We start from the raw sequence: 17,485 nt of genomic DNA on the forward strand, positions 1-17,485 counted from the left end.
GTCGGACAGCCTGACCTGCGTGCCGACACCTTCTCTCGACTCCCTGCCCATCCGCCGTCTGACGCTCCGCGATCTCACCGCCTGCGCCGACCTGTCCGAGGACCGGGGGTGGCCCCGGGAGGAGCACAAGTGGGGACTCCTTCTCGCGGCCGGACGCGGCCACGGCGTCGAAGCACCCGACGGCGGTCTGGCGGCCGCCTGCGTCGTCACCGAGTACGGGCCCCGCGAGCGGCCCTCCCTGGCGGCCGTGGGCATGGTGCTCGTCGCGGAGCGCCACTCCCGTCAGGGCCTCGGACGCCGGCTGATGCGTCACGTCGTCGAGGAGGCGGGCACCACTCCCCTCACCCTGCACGCCACACCCCTGGGCCGGCCCCTCTACGAGGAGCTCGGTTTCAAGGTGACCGGGCAGGCCGAGATGGTGCGCGGCCACTTCGTCCCGTCCGGGCGGTCGGACATCCTGACCCGCACGGCCACGGCCGACGACCTCCCCGCGATCCTGCGGCTCGACGAGGAGGTGTTCGGCACGGACCGGACCCACATCGTGACCCGCCTGCCCGCCTTCGCGGACCAGCTGCGGGTGGCCGAGGAGGACGGACGGATCATCGGCTACGCCGCCGCCTGGCCCAACATGGACACCCATGTCGTGGGTCCGCTGATCGCCCGGGACACCGCGACCGCCCAGGCGCTCATCGCCTCACTGGCCGCCCACACCAACCGGCCGCTGCGCACCGACATCGACGTCCGGCACCACGAGCTGCTGGACTGGGTGAAGGAGCACGGCCTCGCCCCGGTCGCGTTCAATGCCGTCATGACGCACGGGATCACGGACCTGCCGGGGGACTGGAGCCGGCGGTTCGCCCCGGTGACGGTGGCGGCCGCCTGACGGTGTGCGCAGACGGCGACGCCGGTCCCGCGTGCTTGCGGGACCGGCGTCGCCGTGCGGTGCGTCGTGCGAGCGTGCTGTGCGTCGTACGGGGTGCGGCGCGCCCGTCCGTCGTCAGACGAGGGACTCCACGGCGGCGACGGCGAAGCCGTGGTCCTGCTCCGGGGCGCCGCCACCGACGCCGACGGCGCCGATCAGCCGGCCGTCACGCCGTACGGGCACGCCGCCGGCGATGAAGAGCAGCGGCCGGTCGAGGGCGGTGGGCAGGGTGTGGAAGAGACCGCCGGGCTGCACGGCGTCCACCAGGTCGGCCGTGGGCGTGTCCAGCTGGAGCGCGGTGTAGGCCTTGCGCGTGCTGGTCTCGCCCGAGATCAGCACGGCCCGGTCGTCCCGGCGGAAGGCGAGCAGGTGCCCGCCCGCGTCGAGGACGGTGACGCTGACGGTGACACCGGCCTTCTCGGCGGCCTCGACCGCGGCGGCGACGAGGGCTTCGGCGTCCGCGGTGGTCAGCGGGGCGACGGCGGTGGTGGTCATGAGGTGGTTCTCCTTGCGGTGCGTGCGGTGTCCGTCGTGAGGGACGGGAGGGGGGTCGGTAGGCGCGGGGACGGCCCTGGCCCCGCGCCCTGAGGTACCGCGGTCAGTGCGTGGCGACGGTCGGCCGCTCCGCGGGGACCGTGCCGGCGGCCGGCGTACCGGCCGCCCGCTCGCGGCGCTCCAGGCCGGCCGAGAGGACGGCGAGCGCCAGGGCGGCCGCGGCGAGGACGGCGCCGACCCAGTTGGGGGCGGTGTAGCCGAGCCCGGCGGCGATCACGAGCCCGCCCAGCCAGGCGGACAACGCGTTGCCCAGGTTGAAGGCGCCGATGTTGAGGGCCGAGGCCAGGGTGGGAGCGCCGTGCGCGTGGTCCAGGACCCGCTTCTGCAGCGGGGGGACGGTGGCGAAGCCGAGGGCGCCGACGAGCGTGAGGGTGACGGCCGCGGCGATCTTGTGGTGAGCCGTCAGGGTGAACAGCGCCAGGACGACGGCGAGGGCCCCGAGGGCCACGTACAGCAGGGGCATCAGGGCGCGGTCGGCGTACTTGCCGCCGACGAGGTTGCCGCCGACCATGCCGAGGCCGAACAGCACCAGCAGCCAGGTGACGGAGCCGTCGGCGAATCCCGCGACGTGCGTCATCATCGGTGCGATGTAGGTGATCGCCGCGAAGACGCCACCGAAACCGAGCACGGTCATCGCCATGGCGAGCAGGACCTGCACGTTCTTCAGGGCGGCCAGCTCGTGGCGCAGCCTGACGCCCTGGGGCCCCGGCATGTCGGGCACCAGCCTGGCGACGCCCAGCAGACCGATCACGCCGAGCACGGCGACGATGCCGAAGGTGACGCGCCAGCCGAGGGACTGGCCGACCAGGGTGCCCAGCGGCACGCCGACGACGTTGGCGACGGTGAGGCCGGTGAACATCAGGGAAATGGCGCCGGCCCGCTTGTCCGGCGCGACCAGGTCGGCGGCGACCACGGAGCCGATGCCGAAGAAGGCGCCGTGGGCCAGGGAGGCGACCACCCGCCCGGCCAGCATGAGGCCGAAGGCGGGGGCCAGCGCCGAGAGCAGGTTCCCGACGACGAAGAGGCCCATCAGCAGCATCAGCATGCGCTTGCGGGAGATCTTGGTGCCGAGCACGGTCATCAGGGGGGCGCCGAACATGACACCCAGGGCGTAGCCGGTCACCAGATAACCGGCGGTGGGGATGGAGACACCGAAGTCGCCGGCGACCTCGGGCAGCAAACCCATGATCACGAACTCGGTGGTGCCGATCCCGAAGGCCCCGATCGCGAGGGCCAGAAGCGCGAGAGGCATGAGGACACAGACCTTCCAGAGATTGCAGGAGCGCTTAGCAAGACCCAACAATAGTTGCACACGCGGGTTACTTGCAAGCGCGGGATATTTCATCTGTGCTCTACCCTGGTGTCAGACGCTGCTGGACGGAGGAATCGCCCCATGACAGCCACGGATCCCGCACTCACCGCCCTCGCCCAGGGCTGGTGCGCTCTCTCGCTGCTGCACGGGAGGATCGAGACCCACATCGAGCGCGTCCTGCAGGCCCGGCACGATCTGAGCGTGCGGGAGTACTCCCTGCTCGACGTGTTGAGCCGGCAGCACGCCGGCGAAGGGGGCCATCTGCAGATGAAGCAGGTCGCCGACGCGGTCGTGCTCAGTCAGAGCGCCACCACCCGGCTGGTCACCCGGCTCGAGGACCGCGGTCTGCTGGAGCGGTACCTCTGCCCCACCGACCGGCGCGGCATCTACACCGACGTCACCGAGGCCGGCCTCAAGCTGCTGGAAGAGGCGCGGCCCACCAACGACACCGCGCTGCGCGAGGCGCTCGACGAGGCGGCGAAGAACCCCGACCTCGCCCCTCTGGTCCGCGTCGTGGAGACACTGAAGGCGCCGATGCCCGCATAGGGTGCCGGCATGGGAGATCTTGCGATACGGCCCGCGACCGTCGATGACATCCCGGCGATCGTCGCGATGCTGGCGGACGACCCGCTGGGGGCGCAGCGCGAGTCGCCGGACGACCTCGCGCCCTATCTGACCGCGATGGAGCGGCTGCGCGCCGACCCCCACCAGCACCTTGTCGTCGCCGTCCGGGAAGGGCGGGTCGTCGGGACGCTCCAGCTCACGATCATCCCGGGACTGTCCCGGCGTGGCGCCACGCGGTCGGTCATCGAAGGCGTGCGCATCCACGCGGACGAACGCGGCGGTGGGCTGGGCAGCGGGCTGATCGAGTGGGCGATCGACACCTCCCGCCGCGAGGGCTGCCAACTGGTCCAGCTGACCTCGGACAACACCCGCACCGACGCCCACCGCTTCTACGAGCAGCTCGGCTTCACGGCGTCGCACGTGGGCTTCAAGCTGGCGTTGTGACGAAGCGGCCGTGTTTCACGTGAAACACGGCCGCTCTCCTGCGTACGTACGGCCGCTCACCGGACCCGGTCGGGTCCCCGGGCCGTCGGCTACGGGATGCCCCGCCATCCCTCCGCGTCCACGCCGCCGGGCACCGGGGCGCCCTTCTCGTACGGCTGCCGGGTGAACACGAACGAGCCGAGGTCGAGGTGGCTGACCGTGCCGTCCGAGCGCCGTACGGGCTTCAGCACCTCCCCGGCGTAGTAGCCCTCGAGCCCCACCCAGCCTCCGTCACCGTCCGGACGGAAGCGTGAGCGCCGCCCCTTTCCGGAGAGCGGCTCCAGCGCGAGCAGCCCGTCGGCCGACAGCCGCAGCCCGAAGGCGTACGTCCCCCAGTACCACTGCCCCACCAGGTCGAGCACCGTGGAATCGGCCTCCCGGAGCGGCCGCCACGGCGCCGGGATACGCGGTTCCGCCTCCGCGACGATCCGCACCAGGTCCGCGGCGACCGTGAACGGCGCGGGCCCGGAGGTGCAGTTGGCGAGGACCACCGCACTGACGTCATCCGCGAGACCCATCGTCAGGCAGGCCAGGAACCCCGGGAGCGAGCCGGTGTGCCCCACGAGCGCCCTGCCGTGCTGATGGCGCAGCTCCAGGCCCAGGCCGTACGCGTAGCCGTCGGCCACGTCCGCCGCCTCGGACGGTGCCGTCGGCGTCCACATCTCCCGCACCGACTCGGCGCTCAGCACCCGCTCGTCCCCCGTGGCCAGGAAGGCGGCGAAGCGGGCCAGGTCGTCGGCCGTGGACCACAGCTGCCCGGCGGGAGCCATCACGCCCAGGTTCTCCAGCGGCTCGGGCTGCATCACGTCGGCCCACGGATGCACGGCCCAGCCACCCGCGTGCGGCGGCACGGGCTCCACGGTCGTGCGGTGCAGTCCCAGAGGTTCGAGCACCTCCCGCCGCAGGACGTCCTCCCACGGCGCCCCGCGCACCTTCTCGACCAGCGCGCCGAGGAGCGCGTATCCGGGGTTCGAGTAGTGGAAGCGCCGGCCCACCGGGTGCACCAGGGGACGCTCGCCCAGGACATCGACGAGTTCGGGGCGCAGCGAGCCAGGGGTCCGCTCCCACCAGGGGCCGGGCGTCTCGGCGGCCAGTCCGGCGCGGTGCGCGAGCAGGTCGACGACGGTCACCTCGCCCACACCGGTGCCCGGCAGGTGCTTCTCCAGCGGGTCGGCGAGGTCGACCAGGCCCTCGTCCCGCAGCCGCAGCACCAGGACGGCGGTGAAGGTCTTGGTGATCGAACCGATGCGGTACTGGACGTCGCCGTCCGGGACCTCTCCCTCCACCGAGGTCCGAGCCCCGCTCCACACGGTGTTCCCGCCCCGCACCACGGCCGCGACGAGTGACGGCGCCCGCCCTTCCCTCTGCGCGACGGCGATCCGGTGCAGCAGCGCCCGCCGAGTGCCGGACAGCAGTTCTTCCTGAGGTGACGTCATGACACCAGTTCAGCAGGCGCGTCGGGCCGACGCGCGCGGGGTGTGTCGAGGCGCCTCAGGTCTGCGCCATGTCCACGAAGCGCGAGTAGTGGCCCTGGAAGGCGACCGTGATGGTGGCCGTCGGGCCGTTTCGGTGCTTGGCGACGATCAGGTCGGCCTCGCCGGCGCGCGGGGACTCCTTCTCGTAGGCATCCTCGCGGTGCAGCAGGATGACCATGTCGGCGTCCTGCTCGATGGAGCCCGACTCACGCAGGTCGGAGACCATCGGCTTCTTGTCCGTGCGCTGCTCGGGACCACGGTTCAGCTGGGACAGCGCGATGACCGGGATCTCCAGCTCCTTGGCCAGCAGCTTGAGGTTACGGGACATGTCCGAGACCTCCTGCTGACGGCTCTCGGCCCGCTTGGAGCCGCCCGACTGCATCAGCTGGAGGTAGTCGATGACCACCAGCTTCAGGTCGTTGCGCTGCTTCAGCCGCCGGCACTTGGCGCGGATCTCCATCATCGACAGGTTCGGCGAGTCGTCGATGTAGAGCGGGGCGGCCGAGACGTCCGGCATCCGGCGGGCCAGCCGGGTCCAGTCCTCGTCGGTCATCGTGCCGGACCGCATGTGGTGCAGGGCGACGCGGGCCTCCGCGGACAGCAGACGCATCGCGATCTCGTTGCGGCCCATCTCGAGCGAGAAGATGACGCTGGGCAGGTTGTTCTTGATGGAGGCGGCCCGCGCGAAGTCCAGCGCGAGCGTCGACTTGCCCATCGCGGGACGCGCGGCGATGACGATCATCTGACCGGGGTGCAGTCCGTTGGTGAGCGAGTCGAAGTCGGTGAACCCGGTCGGCACGCCCGTCATCTCACCGCTGCGTGATCCGATCGCCTCGATCTCGTCGAGGGCGCCCTCCATGATGTCGCCGAGCGGCAGGTAGTCCTCGCTGGTGCGCTGCTCGGTGACGGCGTAGATCTCCGCCTGGGCGCGGTTGACGATCTCGTCGACGTCGTCGTCGGCCGCGTATCCCATCTGGGTGATGCGGGTGCCCGCCTCGACCAGGCGGCGCAGGACCGCCCGCTCGTGCACGATCTCCGCGTAGTAGGCCGCGTTGGCCGCCGTGGGCACCGTCTGCACGAGGGTGTGCAGGTACGACGCCCCGCCCACCTTGTTGATCTCGCCGCGCTTGGTCAGCTCCGCGGCGATGGTGATGGGGTCGGCCGGCTCACCCTTGGCGTAGACGTCGAGGATGGCGGTGTAGATCGTCTCGTGGGCCGGCTTGTAGAAGTCGTGGCCCTTGAGGATCTCGACGACGTCGGCGATGGCGTCCTTGGACAGCAGCATGCCGCCCAGCACGGACTGTTCCGCCTCCAGGTCCTGGGGCGGGACCCGCTCGAAGGCCGAGCCTCCGCCGTCCCACACGCCCCGGTCCGGACCTCGGTCGTGCTGCTCGTCCCGTCCTCTGCCATGCTGGTCGCCCGTACGACGGGAGGCGGGCAGACGATCACTGGGACCGCTGTCGGCCCACGGGTCGTCCAAGGGCTCGGAAATGCTCACCGAGCCACCTCCTCCCGTCCGCCGGAGCGGATCTCGCCGTGCCTCTCAGTTCTACGGCACGGCACTGACACATAAGGGGCCCAACTCCGCTTGTCGGGCGCCGGTTCTGTGACGTTTCCGAAACCGGTGGACGGAGCAGGTGCCGGACCACCGTAGGCCCGTCGGCACCGTCAGCCAATCTGGTTATCCACAGGCCGTGTGGACGACGGGCCCAGAGCTGTGGAGAACTCCGCGAAACCTGTGCACGAGCCGGTGGACAGCGCTGTGAACAAGCCCGTGAACGCCCTGTGAAGGCGCTTCTGACCTGCCGCTTTGCCATCCACGGGCTGTGCAGAAGAAAAACTTTCCCGCGGGGATCAAGATCGGCTCAACGGGTGTACGCAACCCCACACCCTGTGCCACAAAGTAAGGGGCGCAATCTGCTGGCATCTCTTACCTGTGGATGATTAGATTGGTGCACATGACACAGGCCCCCGCGCGCCCCAAGGCCGCCCGCCGACGGCACGACCGCGAGATCGTCATGCTGGCCGTCCCGGCCTTCGGCGCCCTTGTCGCCGAGCCCCTGTTCGTGATGGCGGACAGCGCCATCGTCGGCCATCTCGGCACGGCCCAGCTCGCCGGACTCGGTGTCGCGTCGGCCCTCCTGGTGACCTCGGTCAGCGTCTTCGTCTTCCTCGCCTACGCGACCACGGCGGCCGTCGCCCGGCGGGTGGGCGCCGGTGACCTCCCCGCCGCCATCCGTCAGGGCATGGACGGCATCTGGCTGGCGCTGCTGCTCGGTGCCGCCGTCATGACCGTCGTCCTCCCCACGGCGCCCGCGCTCGTGGACCTCTTCGGCGCTTCCGAGACCGCCGCCCCGTACGCCGTCACCTATCTGCGGATCTCGTCGCTCGGCATCCCCGCCATGCTGATCGTGCTCGCGGCGACCGGAGTGCTCCGCGGACTGCAGAACACCCGGACCCCGCTCTACGTGGCCGTCGCCGGCTTCGTCGCCAACGGCATCCTCAACGTCGTCCTGGTCTACGGCGTCGGCCTCGGCATCGCAGGGTCCGCCTGGGGCACCGTGATCGCGCAGTGGGGCATGGCCGCGGTCTACCTGACCGTGGTGCTGCGGGGTGCACACCGGCACGGAGCCTCCCTGCGGCCTGACGCCGCGGGGATCCGGGCGTCGGCCCAGGCGGGCGCTCCGCTTCTGGTGAGGACGCTCTCGCTGCGGGCGATTCTGATGATCGCGACGGCGGTGGCCGCCCGTCTGGGCGACTCCGACATAGCGGCCCATCAGATCATCCTCTCCCTGTGGAGCCTGCTCGCCTTCGCCCTCGACGCCATCGCGATCGCGGGGCAGGCCATCATCGGTCGCTACCTCGGAGCCGGGGACGCCCAGGGCGCGCGGGACGTGTGCCGTCGCATGGTCGAGTGGGGCGTGGCCGTCGGTGTCGTCCTGGGTGTGCTGGTTGTTTTGGCACGGCCGGTGTTCCTTCCGCTGTTCACCAGCGACGCCGCCGTGAAGGACGCGGCACTGCCTGCCCTGATCATCGTGGCGCTGTCCCAGCCGATCTGCGGCATCGTCTTCGTGCTCGACGGCGTTCTGATGGGCGCGGGAGACGGGCCGTACCTGGCCTGGGCCATGCTGGTGACCCTCGCCGTGTTCACTCCGGCCGCCCTATTGGTGCCCGTCCTCGGCGGCGGACTCACCGCACTGTGGGCCACGATGACGCTGATGATGACCGTGCGGATGCTGACCCTGTGGCTGCGTTCCCGCTCCGGTCGTTGGGTCGTCACGGGCGCCGCGCGCTGAGCGTTTCACGTGAAACACCGCACTCATGCCATGGGGACCGCACCCTGACGGATGCGGCCCCCATGCTCACTGCTTCAGCGAGCGCTGCCCTCAGGCGGCGACGACCTCGATGTTGACCGTGGCGGCAACCTCGGGGTGCAGACGCACCGACGTCTCGTGGGCGCCCAGCGTCTTGATCGGCGCACCGAGCTCGATACGGCGCTTGTCGACCTCGGGGCCACCGGAGGCCTTGATCGCGGACGCGATGTCGGCCGGGGTGACGGAACCGAAGAGACGACCGGCGTCGCCGGAGCGGACGGCCAGGCGCACCTTGACGCCCTCGAGCTGGGCCTTCACCTGGTTGGCCTGCTCGATGGTGTGGATCTCGTGGATCTTGCGAGCACGACGGATCTGCTCGACGTCCTTCTCGCCACCCTTGGTCCAGCGGATCGCGAGCTTCCGCGGGATCAGGTAGTTGCGAGCGTAACCGTCCTTGACGTCGACGACGTCGCCCGCGGCACCGAGGCCGGAGACCTCGTGGGTAAGGATGATCTTCATGAGTGGGTCACCCTTCCCTTATCGCGCGGTGGAGGTGTAGGGCAGCAGCGCCATCTCACGGCTGTTCTTCACGGCCGTGGCGACGTCACGCTGGTGCTGCGTGCAGTTGCCGGTCACGCGGCGGGCACGGATCTTGCCGCGGTCGGAAATGAACTTCCGCAGCATGTTCGTGTCCTTGTAGTCCACGTACGTGACCTTGTCCTTGCAGAATGCGCAGACCTTCTTCTTCGGCTTGCGCACAGGCGGCTTCGCCATGGTGATTCTCCTGTGTGATCAAGAAGTGTGGGTACGGCCCGCCCTAGAAGGGGGGCTCGTCCGAGTAGCCGCCGCCGCTGCCGCCGGAGCCACCGCCCCAGCCGCCGCCACCGCCCTGCTGGCCACCGGCGGGAGCACCGGTCGCCCACGGGTCGTCGGCGGGAGCGCCGCCGCCCTGCTGGCCGCCGCCGGGGCCGCCGCCCCAGCCGCCGCCACCCTGGCCGCCGCCGCCACCGCCGCCGTAGCCGCCCTGGCCGCCGCGGCCGGTGGTCTTGGTGACCTTGGCCGTGGCGTTGCGCAGGCTGGCGCCGACTTCCTCGACGTCCAGCTCGTAGACCGTGCGCTTGACGCCCTCACGGTCCTCGTAGGACCGCTGCTTCAGCCGGCCCTGCACGATGACGCGCATGCCTCGCTGGAGCGACTCGGCGACGTTCTCCGCCGCCTGACGCCAGACGGAGCAGGTCAGGAACAGGCTCTCGCCGTCCTTCCACTCGTTCGTCTGACGGTCGAAGGTGCGGGGGGTCGACGCGACACGGAACTTCGCGACGGCCGCACCGGACGGGGTGAAGCGCAGCTCGGGGTCGTCGACAAGATTGCCGACGACCGTGATGACGGTCTCGCCTGCCATGGGGGAACCTCTCGGCGGGTTTGCTGCTGGCTGCTTGTGCTGCTACTCGGATCCCGGGATCGGCTGAGCGGAGCTCAGTGGGTCTCGGGACGGAGGACCTTGGTCCGGAGGACCGACTCGTTCAGGTTCATCTGGCGGTCGAGCTCCTTGACGACCGCAGGCTCGGCCTGCAGGTCGATGACCGAGTAGATGCCCTCGGGCTTCTTCTTGATCTCGTACGAGAGACGACGACGGCCCCAGGTGTCGACCTTCTCGACCTTTCCGCCGCCGTCACGGACGACAGAGAGGAAGTTCTCGATCAGCGGGGAGACAGCGCGCTCCTCGAGATCGGGGTCGAGGATGACCATCACCTCGTAGTGACGCATGTGGAACCCACCTCCTTTGGACTCAGCGGCCACGGTCGTTCCGTGGCAGGAGGGTCGTGATGCGTTGCGCAACGTTGCCTGTCAGTAGAACAGCCGCCACTGACAATGGGTCGGGCGGCGGTCTTCCGGGCCGGACGGAGGGGCCGTGGCCCTCTCCTGCTCCCGCCTGGCTCTGTCCGGACAGACACCGGTGCAGACGCTACAGAGTACCCGCACAGCGGCTTCCGGTTGAAATCCGGCGGTCAGGACCGTCAATCTGGACACATCGGGTGTGTACGGCGCTACGATGCGCCGCCCTTCGCAGGAGGTGCCCATGGCACAGGCAATGCGACCCAACTCTGCCGGCGGACTCTTCGCCACCGACGGCAAGCCCCATCCGCTCCAGGACACCCTGCTCGCGGTGACCCTGGTGCTGGGGCTCACCGCCTTCGTCTCGGCGCAGTTCCACCACCTGCACCTGCTCAGCTCCTGGACCGGCCTGGTCGGCATCCTCACCGGGGCGTACGGTCAGTGGATCTCCGTCACGACGCGCGAGCGTTTCGGGCTGATCCTGGGCCTCGGCCTGTCGGCGGTCGGTTTCTTCCTGGGCATGGCGCACGGTGGCCTCTTCGGCGGTGTCGTCGACTGACGTCCCCACCACCCGCCCACCACATACCGTCGGACGCCCCGGCCGACCGCCGGCCGGGGCGAAGGTCCCGTGCGCCCAGACGGGCCGCACCCGGGGCGCAGTAGGCTTCGCGCGAGAGCCGGAGCCCCTGAACCCATGGGGACACACCAGCCCGAGGAGCGCCCCGAATGAGCCTGACCCTGAGGACCATCAGTCGCGAGCAGCATCTGGCATACATCCAGAGCCTGCCGTCGGCGAGCCACATGCAGGTCCCGGCCTGGGCAGACGTCAAGGCGGAGTGGCGCTCGGAGAACCTCGGCTGGTTCGACGACCGCAGCGGCGAGATGGTCGGCGCGGGTCTTGTGCTCTACCGCCAGCTGCCCAAGATCAAGCGCTACCTCGCCTATCTGCCCGAGGGCCCGGTCATCAACTGGTTCGCGCCGAACCTCCAGGAGTGGATCGAGCCGATGCTCGCCCACCTGAAGCAGCAGGGCGCCTTCTCCGTGAAGATGGGCCCGCCGGTGATCATCCGCCGCTGGGAGGCCTCGACCATCAAGCGGGGCATCCAGGACCAGGACGTCAAGCGCCTGCGTGACCTGGAGGCCGACTTCATCGAGCCCCGCGCCTTCGAGGTCGCGGACAAGCTGCGCCGCATGGGCTGGCAGCAGGGCGAGGACGGCGGCGCCGGCTTCGGCGACGTCCAGCCGCGCTACGTCTACCAGGTCCCGCTGGCGAACCGCTCGCTCGAAGAGGTCCACAAGAACTTCAACCAGCTGTGGCGCCGCAACATCAAGAAGGCCGAGAAGGCCGGCGTCGAGGTCGTCCAGGGCGGCTACGACGACCTGCCCGAGTGGCAGCGGCTGTACGAGATCACCGCTGTGCGCGACCACTTCCGGCCGCGCCCGCTGTCGTACTTCCAGCGGATGTGGACGGCCCTCAACACCGAGGACCCCAACCGCATGCGGCTGTACTTCGCGCGGCACAACGGCGTGAACCTGTCCGCGGCGACCATGCTGATCGTCGGCGGGCACGTCTGGTACTCCTACGGGGCCTCCGACAACATCGGCCGTGAGGTTCGCCCCTCGAACGCGATGCAGTGGCGGATGCTGCGCGACGCCTACGCGCTCGGCGCCACCGTCTACGACCTGCGCGGCATCTCCGACTCGCTGGACGAGACCGACCATCTCTTCGGTCTGATCCAGTTCAAGGTCGGCACCGGCGGCCAGGCGGCCGAGTACCTCGGCGAGTGGGACTTCCCGCTCAACAAGCTGCTCCACAAGGCGCTCGACATCTACATGTCCCGCCGCTGACCCGCGCTTCGCCGCGGTATTCGTCTTCGTAGCCCGACGGCTTCGTCGCCTCCCATACCTGTGTTACACCGCAGCCACGAGAAAGGTTCCAGGTCCGGCCATGGCGCTCACGCTCTACGTCGACACCGCGCGCTGGCGGGCGCATCACAAGCACGTGCAGGAGCAGTTCCCGGGGCTCGTCCCCGTCTGCAAGGGCAACGGCTACGGCTTCGGCCACGAGCGGCTCGCCGAGGAGGCCACACGGCTGGGCACGGACGTCCTGGCCGTCGGCACGACGTACGAGGCCGCGCGGATCAAGGACTGGTTCGGCGGTGACCTGCTGGTGCTGACGCCGTACCGGCGGGGCGAGGAACCGGTGCCGCTGCCCGACCGGGTCATCCGCTCGGTGTCGTCGGTCGACGGCGTGTACGGCCTGGTCGGCGCCCGTGTCGTCATCGAGGTGATGTCCTCGATGAAGCGGCACGGCATCAGCGAGCAGGACCTGCCCCAGCTGCACTCCGCGATAGAGAACGTCCGGCTGGAGGGCTTCGCCATCCACCTCCCGCTGGACCGCACCGACGGCTCCGACGCCGTCGAGGAGGTCATCGGCTGGATGGACCGCCTGCGGGCGGCGCGCCTGCCGCTGCACACGATGTTCGTCAGCCACCTCAAGGCCGACGAGCTGGCCCGTCTCCAGCAGCAGTTCCCGCAGACCCGTTTCCGCGCCCGGATCGGCACCCGGCTCTGGCTCGGGGACCATGAGGCCACCGAGTACCGTGGCGCGGTCCTGGACGTCACCCGGGTCGCCAAGGGGGACCGGTTCGGCTACCGGCAGCAGAAGGCCGCTTCCGACGGCTTCCTGGTGGTCGTGGCGGGCGGAACGTCCCACGGAGTGGGTCTGGAGGCCCCCAAGGCCCTGCACGGCGTCATGCCGCGTGCCAAGGGCGTCGCCCGCGCGGGCCTCGCGACCGTCAACCGGAACCTCTCGCCGTTCGTGTGGGGCGGCAAGCAGCGCTGGTTCGCCGAGCCGCCGCACATGCAGGTGTCCATCCTGTTCGTGCCGGCCGACGCCCCGGAGCCCCAGGTCGGCGAGGAGCTGGTGGCCCATCTGCGGCACACCACCACCCAGTTCGACCGGCTCGTCGACCGCTGAGACGACACCCGGACCACGCGAAGGGCCGTGCACGGACGTTTTCCGTGCACGGCCCTTCGCGTGGTCCGGGAACCGATGGCGACGCCTCCCGGCGGTTCGCTCAGAGCGAACCGCCCTCGGCCTTCGTCCTGCCCCAGTCGACCTGAGGCGCCTCGACGTGGGCCGCGTGCCGCGCGGGACGCGCCGCGGGGCCGAGCACGAAGACGTCCTCGGTGCCGTCCAGCACGCCTCCTGAGGGGTCGTCACCGCCGGAGCGGCGCACCGGGTCCCGCTCGGGCATCAGGATGTCGCGGACGACCATGACGCACAGGAAGGCCGTCCCCGCCAGGTGCACGCCGATGGCCCAGTGGTAGCCGTCGGTGGGCAGGCCCTTGTGGGCGTCCCCGCTGGTCGTGTACGCGAGGTACATCCAGATGCCCAGGAAGTACGCCACCTCGCAGGCCTGCCAGATCAGGAAGTCCCGCCACTTGGGCCGGGCCAGCGCCGCGAGGGGCACCAGCCACAGCACGTACTGCGGCGAGTAGACCTTGTTGGTGAGGATGAACGCCGCCACGATCAGGAAGGCCAGCTGGGCGAAGCGCGGCCGGCGCGGCGCCATGAGCGTCAGGGCCGCCACGCCCGCGCAGCACAGCAGCATCAGCAGCGTCGCGAGCGTGTTCACCGTCTCGGTGGCGATCGGGTCGTCCGAGTTCTGGGCCAGGATCAGCCAGAAGGACCCGAAGTCGACGCCGCGTTCCTCGCTGAACGAGTAGAACTTCGACCAGCCGTCGAAGGCGAACAGCATCACCGGCCCGTTCACGACGGCCCAGGCGACGGCGGCCCCGGCGAGCGCCGTGCAGTACTGCCGCCATCGGCCCGCGCGCCAGCACAGGACGAGCAGGGGACCGAGGAGCAGCACCGGGTAGAGCTTGGCGGCCGTGGCGAGGCCCAGCAGGACACCGAAGGCGAGGGCGCGGCCCCGTGACCACATCAGCATCGCGGCGGCCGTCAGAGCGACCGCCAGCAGGTCCCAGTTGATGGTCGCGGTCAGCGCGAAGGCCGGGGCGAGAGCGACGAGCAGACCGTCCCAGGGCCGCCGGGCGTGGGTGCGCGTCACGCACACGGCGATGACCGCCGCGCACGCCATGAGCATCCCGGCGTTGACCATCCAGTACCACTGCTCCTGGTCCTGGATGCTGCCGCTGCCCGGGGTGAGCCAGGCCGCGACCTCCATGAACACGCCCGTCAGGACCGGGTACTCGAGGTACTCCATGTCCCCGGGGAGCCGGTCGAAGTACGGCACCAGCCCGTCGGCGAAGCCGCGTCCCTGGTACAGATGCGGAATGTCCGAGTAGCAGGCGTGCGTGTACTGCGAACTGGCACCGAAGAACCAGGCGCCGTTGTAGCAGGGCGCCTTCTGCACCAGCCCGAGGGCGAACACACCGATCGCCACGAGCGCGATCACCCGCACCGGGGTCCACCAGGATCTGCCGAGCAGGGCACGCCGTCCGATCGGTCCCCCGATCAGTTCGCTGCCGGCTGCTGCGACCCGGTCCTCCTCCGTCGGCCGCACCGGGTCCGGCTCGTGGACGCTCGTCGTTTTTCCACTGGGCATGCCGCACATCCTGCCGTACCTGTCCGCTGATACGGCGAGGGCCGCCGTACCTGTCGGGTACGGCGGCCCATGTTTCACGTGAAACGCCCGCATCGGGCAGAGGCCGGCTCAGCCGTCGGTGCCTCCGAGGAAGCCGCCACCGTTGCCGCCGCCCCGGGTACCTCCCGGGTCCTCGGACGTGCTGGGATCGGGTGACGAGCTCACGCCTCCGTCGGTGCCTCCGTTGTCGCCACCGCCGTCTCCGGTTCCGCCGTCCGCTTCGCCCTCGTCCCGGCAACGGAAGTCGAAGGGACCACAGGTCTCGGTCTCCGTGGGCGGCGGCGGGGTGGTCACCGTCTCGGAGGGCGACGGCGTCTCGGACGGCTTCGCCTCCTCGGTCTCCGTCTCGGTCGGGGTCGGCGACGGTGCGCCGACACCGTCGGCGACCTCACCGATCTTCTCGGCCTCCGGGAATCCGGGATCCGACGCGCCCTTCAGCGCGACCTTCATGAACTCGGTCCACACCTGGGTGGGGATGTCACCACCGTGGATGGAGTCCTTGCCCGCCGTGCCGTTCATGGAGAGCAGCTTGTGGCTCTTGGGGTCCTCACGGAACATCGCGACCGCGGTCGACAACTGCTGGGTGTAGCCGACGAACCAGGCGGACTTGTTCTCGTCCGTGGTACCCGTCTTGCCGGCCGCCCGGCGCCCCAGCTCCTTGGCGTACTGGGCCGTACCGTTCTCGATCACGTTCTCGAGCACGTCGGTGACGTTGTTCGCCACGTTCTCGGGCATCGCCTGCTTGACCCGCGGCTTCTCGAAGCCGGGCAGCTCCGAGCCCCGGTACTTGACCTCGGTGACCGAGTACGGGTCGGCCTGCTTGCCCGACGCCGCGAAGGTCGCGTACGCGTCCGCCATGCGGATCGCGCTGGGCGTGGACGTACCGAGCGCGAACGAGGCGTTCAGGCCGGCGAAGCTGTCCTTGAGGATGCCGGACTTCTGTGCGACGTCCGCCACCTTCTTCATCCCCACGTCCATGCCGAGCTGCACGAACGGGGTGTTGACCGACTGCTCCATCGCCTTCCGCAGGCTGATGTAGCCCCACGGCTTGTCGCTCTCGTTCTTCTGGAAGAACGGCGTGTTGTCCTTCTTGAGGACGTAGGAGCCGTCGTTGTTCAGGATCTTCAGGTTGTCGTTGCCGTTGTACTTGCTCGCCGGCGAGACGCCCACACCGTTGGTCTTGTACGTGCCGTGCTGCATCGCGGCGGCGAGGACGAAGGGCTTCCACGTCGAACCGACCGGGACACCGGAGGTGTCGGCGTTGTTGACGAAGTGACCGTTCTCGAAGCCGGCGCCGCCGTACAGGGCGAGGATCGCGCCGTCCTTGGGCTTCACCGTGGCCGCGCCGAACTGGACGTGCTGGTCCTTCTCGCGCTTCGGGTCGATGTTCTCCTTCTCGACCTTCTTCACGGCCTTGGCCAGCGCCTCGACCTTCGACTTCTCGAAGGTCGTGTAGATCTGGTAACCGCCCTGGTCGAACTGCGCCTCGGTGATGTCCGAGTTCTTCAGGACGTACCGCTTGGCCGTGTCGACCAGGTAGCTGATCTGACCGGTCATGCCCTTGGTCGCCTTGCGGCCCTGGGGCATCGGGTACCTCTTGATCGCCTTCTGGTACTCGGCGGTCGAGAGGTGCTCGTCGGCGTGCATCTGCTCGAGGATCCAGGCCCAGCGCTCCTCGGAGCGCTTCCGGTTGGCCTCGGCCGAGGCCGAGCTGTCGATGCTCTCGTTGCCGGCCGGGTCGTAGTACGTCGGGCCCTTGAGCAGGGCCGCGAGGAAGGCGCACTCGCTCGGCGTGAGGTCGACCGCGTCCTTGCCGTAGTACGTCTGGGCGGCGGCCTGGATGCCGTAGGCGCCGCGGCCGTAGTAGGAGGTGTTCAGGTAGCCCTGGAGGATCTCGTCCTTGGAGAGCTTGGTGCCCACCTTGATCGAGATGAACATCTCCTTGAACTTCCGGGAGAGCGTCTGCTCCTGGCTCAGGTAGGTGTTCTTCACGAACTGCTGGGTGATCGTCGAGCCACCCTGGGTGTCACCGCCGCGCGCCATGTTCCCGAGCGCGCGGGCGATACCCATCGGGTCGATGCCCGAGTCGCTGTAGAAGCTCTTGTTCTCGGCCGAGATCACCGCCCAGCGCATGGCCTCGGGGATCCGGTCGAAGCTGATGTTCTGCCGGTTCTGGCCGCTGCCGGTGGCGACCATCTGGGTGCCGTCATGCCAGTAGTAGACGTTGTTCTCGGACAACGCCGCGGCGTTCTCCTCGGTGGGCACGCTCACCATCGCGTACCCGATGCCGGCCACGGCCACCAGGCCGCCGAAGAAGGCGAGGCACAGGCCGGACACGAACTTCCAGGACGGCATCCAGCGGCGCCAGCCGTCCTTGTCGTAGCGCGGATAGTCGATGACTCTCTTCTTGG

17 protein-coding genes are annotated in these 17,485 nt (G+C 69.7%); 7 read left to right on the forward strand and 10 right to left on the reverse strand.

The window, feature by feature from the left end:
* Positions 1–19 precede the first annotated feature (19 nt).
* Positions 20–883, forward strand: coding sequence for a GNAT family N-acetyltransferase (locus tag ACP7TJ_RS15900; RefSeq protein ID WP_370163862.1), 864 nt, complete (start codon positions 20–22; stop codon positions 881–883).
* A 114-nt stretch (positions 884–997) separates the two neighbouring features.
* On the opposite strand, the gene ACP7TJ_RS15905 is transcribed toward ACP7TJ_RS15900, so the two are convergent.
* Positions 998–1,417: a GlcG/HbpS family heme-binding protein gene (locus tag ACP7TJ_RS15905; protein ID WP_189910046.1), complete on the reverse strand. Its 420-nt coding sequence runs from the start codon at positions 1,415–1,417 to the stop codon at positions 998–1,000.
* A gap of 103 nt (positions 1,418–1,520) precedes the next feature.
* A complete protein-coding gene (locus ACP7TJ_RS15910) occupies positions 1,521–2,729 on the reverse strand; it encodes an MFS transporter (RefSeq protein ID WP_189910047.1) in 1,209 nt (402 codons plus the stop codon).
* 141 nt (positions 2,730–2,870) lie between these two features.
* Here ACP7TJ_RS15910 and ACP7TJ_RS15915 point away from each other — a divergent pair, with 141 nt between their 5' ends.
* Positions 2,871–3,335 carry a MarR family winged helix-turn-helix transcriptional regulator gene (locus tag ACP7TJ_RS15915; RefSeq protein WP_093764263.1) on the forward strand — a complete coding sequence of 155 codons (465 nt, stop codon included), beginning with the start codon at positions 2,871–2,873 and terminating at the stop codon, positions 3,333–3,335.
* 9 nt (positions 3,336–3,344) lie between these two features.
* Positions 3,345–3,797 (forward strand): GNAT family N-acetyltransferase, encoded by a 453-nt coding sequence (locus ACP7TJ_RS15920; protein WP_167741391.1) that lies wholly within the window; start codon positions 3,345–3,347, stop codon positions 3,795–3,797.
* Between the two features lie 89 nt (positions 3,798–3,886).
* On the opposite strand, the gene ACP7TJ_RS15925 is transcribed toward ACP7TJ_RS15920, so the two are convergent.
* Both ACP7TJ_RS15925 and dnaB read right to left on the reverse strand, forming a co-directional pair.
* The gene (locus ACP7TJ_RS15925; RefSeq protein ID WP_208839468.1) at positions 3,887–5,272 is read right to left on the reverse strand and encodes a serine hydrolase domain-containing protein; all 1,386 of its coding nucleotides are present in this window, start codon (positions 5,270–5,272) and stop codon (positions 3,887–3,889) included.
* Positions 5,273–5,327: 55 nt separating this feature from the next.
* Positions 5,328–6,809, reverse strand: coding sequence for a replicative DNA helicase (dnaB, locus tag ACP7TJ_RS15930; protein WP_093764265.1), 1,482 nt, complete (start codon positions 6,807–6,809; stop codon positions 5,328–5,330).
* A gap of 460 nt (positions 6,810–7,269) precedes the next feature.
* Between dnaB and ACP7TJ_RS15935 the strand changes: the two genes are divergently transcribed.
* The gene (locus ACP7TJ_RS15935; protein ID WP_167741389.1) at positions 7,270–8,607 is read left to right on the forward strand and encodes an MATE family efflux transporter; all 1,338 of its coding nucleotides are present in this window, start codon (positions 7,270–7,272) and stop codon (positions 8,605–8,607) included.
* A gap of 90 nt (positions 8,608–8,697) precedes the next feature.
* Here ACP7TJ_RS15935 and rplI read toward each other — a convergent pair whose 3' ends face one another.
* From rplI to rpsF, 4 genes are all read right to left on the reverse strand, one after another.
* Entirely contained in the window at positions 8,698–9,144 is a 447-nt protein-coding gene (rplI, locus tag ACP7TJ_RS15940; RefSeq protein WP_019525358.1) for a 50S ribosomal protein L9, read from the reverse strand.
* A gap of 18 nt (positions 9,145–9,162) precedes the next feature.
* Positions 9,163–9,399: a 30S ribosomal protein S18 gene (rpsR, locus tag ACP7TJ_RS15945; RefSeq protein ID WP_003949403.1), complete on the reverse strand. Its 237-nt coding sequence runs from the start codon at positions 9,397–9,399 to the stop codon at positions 9,163–9,165.
* A 43-nt stretch (positions 9,400–9,442) separates the two neighbouring features.
* A complete protein-coding gene (locus tag ACP7TJ_RS15950) occupies positions 9,443–10,027 on the reverse strand; it encodes a single-stranded DNA-binding protein (protein WP_019525359.1) in 585 nt (194 codons plus the stop codon).
* A gap of 74 nt (positions 10,028–10,101) precedes the next feature.
* Entirely contained in the window at positions 10,102–10,392 is a 291-nt protein-coding gene (gene rpsF, locus ACP7TJ_RS15955; protein WP_004985983.1) for a 30S ribosomal protein S6, read from the reverse strand.
* A 313-nt stretch (positions 10,393–10,705) separates the two neighbouring features.
* Between rpsF and ACP7TJ_RS15960 the strand changes: the two genes are divergently transcribed.
* The 3 genes from ACP7TJ_RS15960 to ACP7TJ_RS15970 all read left to right on the forward strand — a co-directional run bounded on the left by ACP7TJ_RS15960 (position 10,706) and on the right by ACP7TJ_RS15970 (position 13,441).
* Positions 10,706–11,020, forward strand: a complete 315-nt coding sequence (locus tag ACP7TJ_RS15960; protein ID WP_093764267.1) for a hypothetical protein — start codon at positions 10,706–10,708, stop codon at positions 11,018–11,020.
* A 167-nt stretch (positions 11,021–11,187) separates the two neighbouring features.
* A complete protein-coding gene (gene femX, locus ACP7TJ_RS15965; protein ID WP_093764268.1) occupies positions 11,188–12,309 on the forward strand; it encodes a peptidoglycan bridge formation glycyltransferase FemX in 1,122 nt (373 codons plus the stop codon).
* Positions 12,310–12,409: 100 nt separating this feature from the next.
* Positions 12,410–13,441 (forward strand): alanine racemase, encoded by a 1,032-nt coding sequence (locus ACP7TJ_RS15970; RefSeq protein ID WP_189910054.1) that lies wholly within the window; start codon positions 12,410–12,412, stop codon positions 13,439–13,441.
* 100 nt (positions 13,442–13,541) lie between these two features.
* Here the strand turns inward: ACP7TJ_RS15970 and ACP7TJ_RS15975 are convergent, their stop codons facing one another.
* Positions 13,542–15,044: a glycosyltransferase family 87 protein gene (locus ACP7TJ_RS15975; RefSeq protein WP_266547495.1), complete on the reverse strand. Its 1,503-nt coding sequence runs from the start codon at positions 15,042–15,044 to the stop codon at positions 13,542–13,544.
* 99 nt (positions 15,045–15,143) lie between these two features.
* Positions 15,144–17,429, reverse strand: coding sequence for a transglycosylase domain-containing protein (locus ACP7TJ_RS15980; RefSeq protein ID WP_093764271.1), 2,286 nt, complete (start codon positions 17,427–17,429; stop codon positions 15,144–15,146).
* Positions 17,430–17,485: the final 56 nt, after the last annotated feature.

Source organism: Streptomyces sp. DSM 41931 (assembly GCF_050271085.1).
Lineage (GTDB): Bacteria > Actinomycetota > Actinomycetes > Streptomycetales > Streptomycetaceae > Streptomyces > Streptomyces albogriseolus.

Coding starts and splice junctions, on each gene's coding strand:
- ACP7TJ_RS15905 (WP_189910046.1), bottom strand. CDS start 1,417: ATGACCACCACCGCCGTCGCCCCGCTGACCACCGCGGACGCCGAAGCC.
- ACP7TJ_RS15910 (WP_189910047.1), bottom strand. CDS start 2,729: ATGCCTCTCGCGCTTCTGGCCCTCGCGATCGGGGCCTTCGGGATCGGC.
- ACP7TJ_RS15915 (WP_093764263.1), top strand. CDS start 2,871: ATGACAGCCACGGATCCCGCACTCACCGCCCTCGCCCAGGGCTGGTGC.
- ACP7TJ_RS15920 (WP_167741391.1), top strand. CDS start 3,345: ATGGGAGATCTTGCGATACGGCCCGCGACCGTCGATGACATCCCGGCG.
- ACP7TJ_RS15925 (WP_208839468.1), bottom strand. CDS start 5,272: ATGACGTCACCTCAGGAAGAACTGCTGTCCGGCACTCGGCGGGCGCTG.
- ACP7TJ_RS15935 (WP_167741389.1), top strand. CDS start 7,270: ATGACACAGGCCCCCGCGCGCCCCAAGGCCGCCCGCCGACGGCACGAC.
- rplI (WP_019525358.1), bottom strand. CDS start 9,144: ATGAAGATCATCCTTACCCACGAGGTCTCCGGCCTCGGTGCCGCGGGC.
- rpsR (WP_003949403.1), bottom strand. CDS start 9,399: ATGGCGAAGCCGCCTGTGCGCAAGCCGAAGAAGAAGGTCTGCGCATTC.
- ACP7TJ_RS15950 (WP_019525359.1), bottom strand. CDS start 10,027: ATGGCAGGCGAGACCGTCATCACGGTCGTCGGCAATCTTGTCGACGAC.
- rpsF (WP_004985983.1), bottom strand. CDS start 10,392: ATGCGTCACTACGAGGTGATGGTCATCCTCGACCCCGATCTCGAGGAG.
- ACP7TJ_RS15960 (WP_093764267.1), top strand. CDS start 10,706: ATGGCACAGGCAATGCGACCCAACTCTGCCGGCGGACTCTTCGCCACC.
- femX (WP_093764268.1), top strand. CDS start 11,188: ATGAGCCTGACCCTGAGGACCATCAGTCGCGAGCAGCATCTGGCATAC.
- ACP7TJ_RS15970 (WP_189910054.1), top strand. CDS start 12,410: ATGGCGCTCACGCTCTACGTCGACACCGCGCGCTGGCGGGCGCATCAC.
- ACP7TJ_RS15975 (WP_266547495.1), bottom strand. CDS start 15,044: ATGTGCGGCATGCCCAGTGGAAAAACGACGAGCGTCCACGAGCCGGAC.
- ACP7TJ_RS15980 (WP_093764271.1), bottom strand. CDS start 17,429: ATGCCGTCCTGGAAGTTCGTGTCCGGCCTGTGCCTCGCCTTCTTCGGC.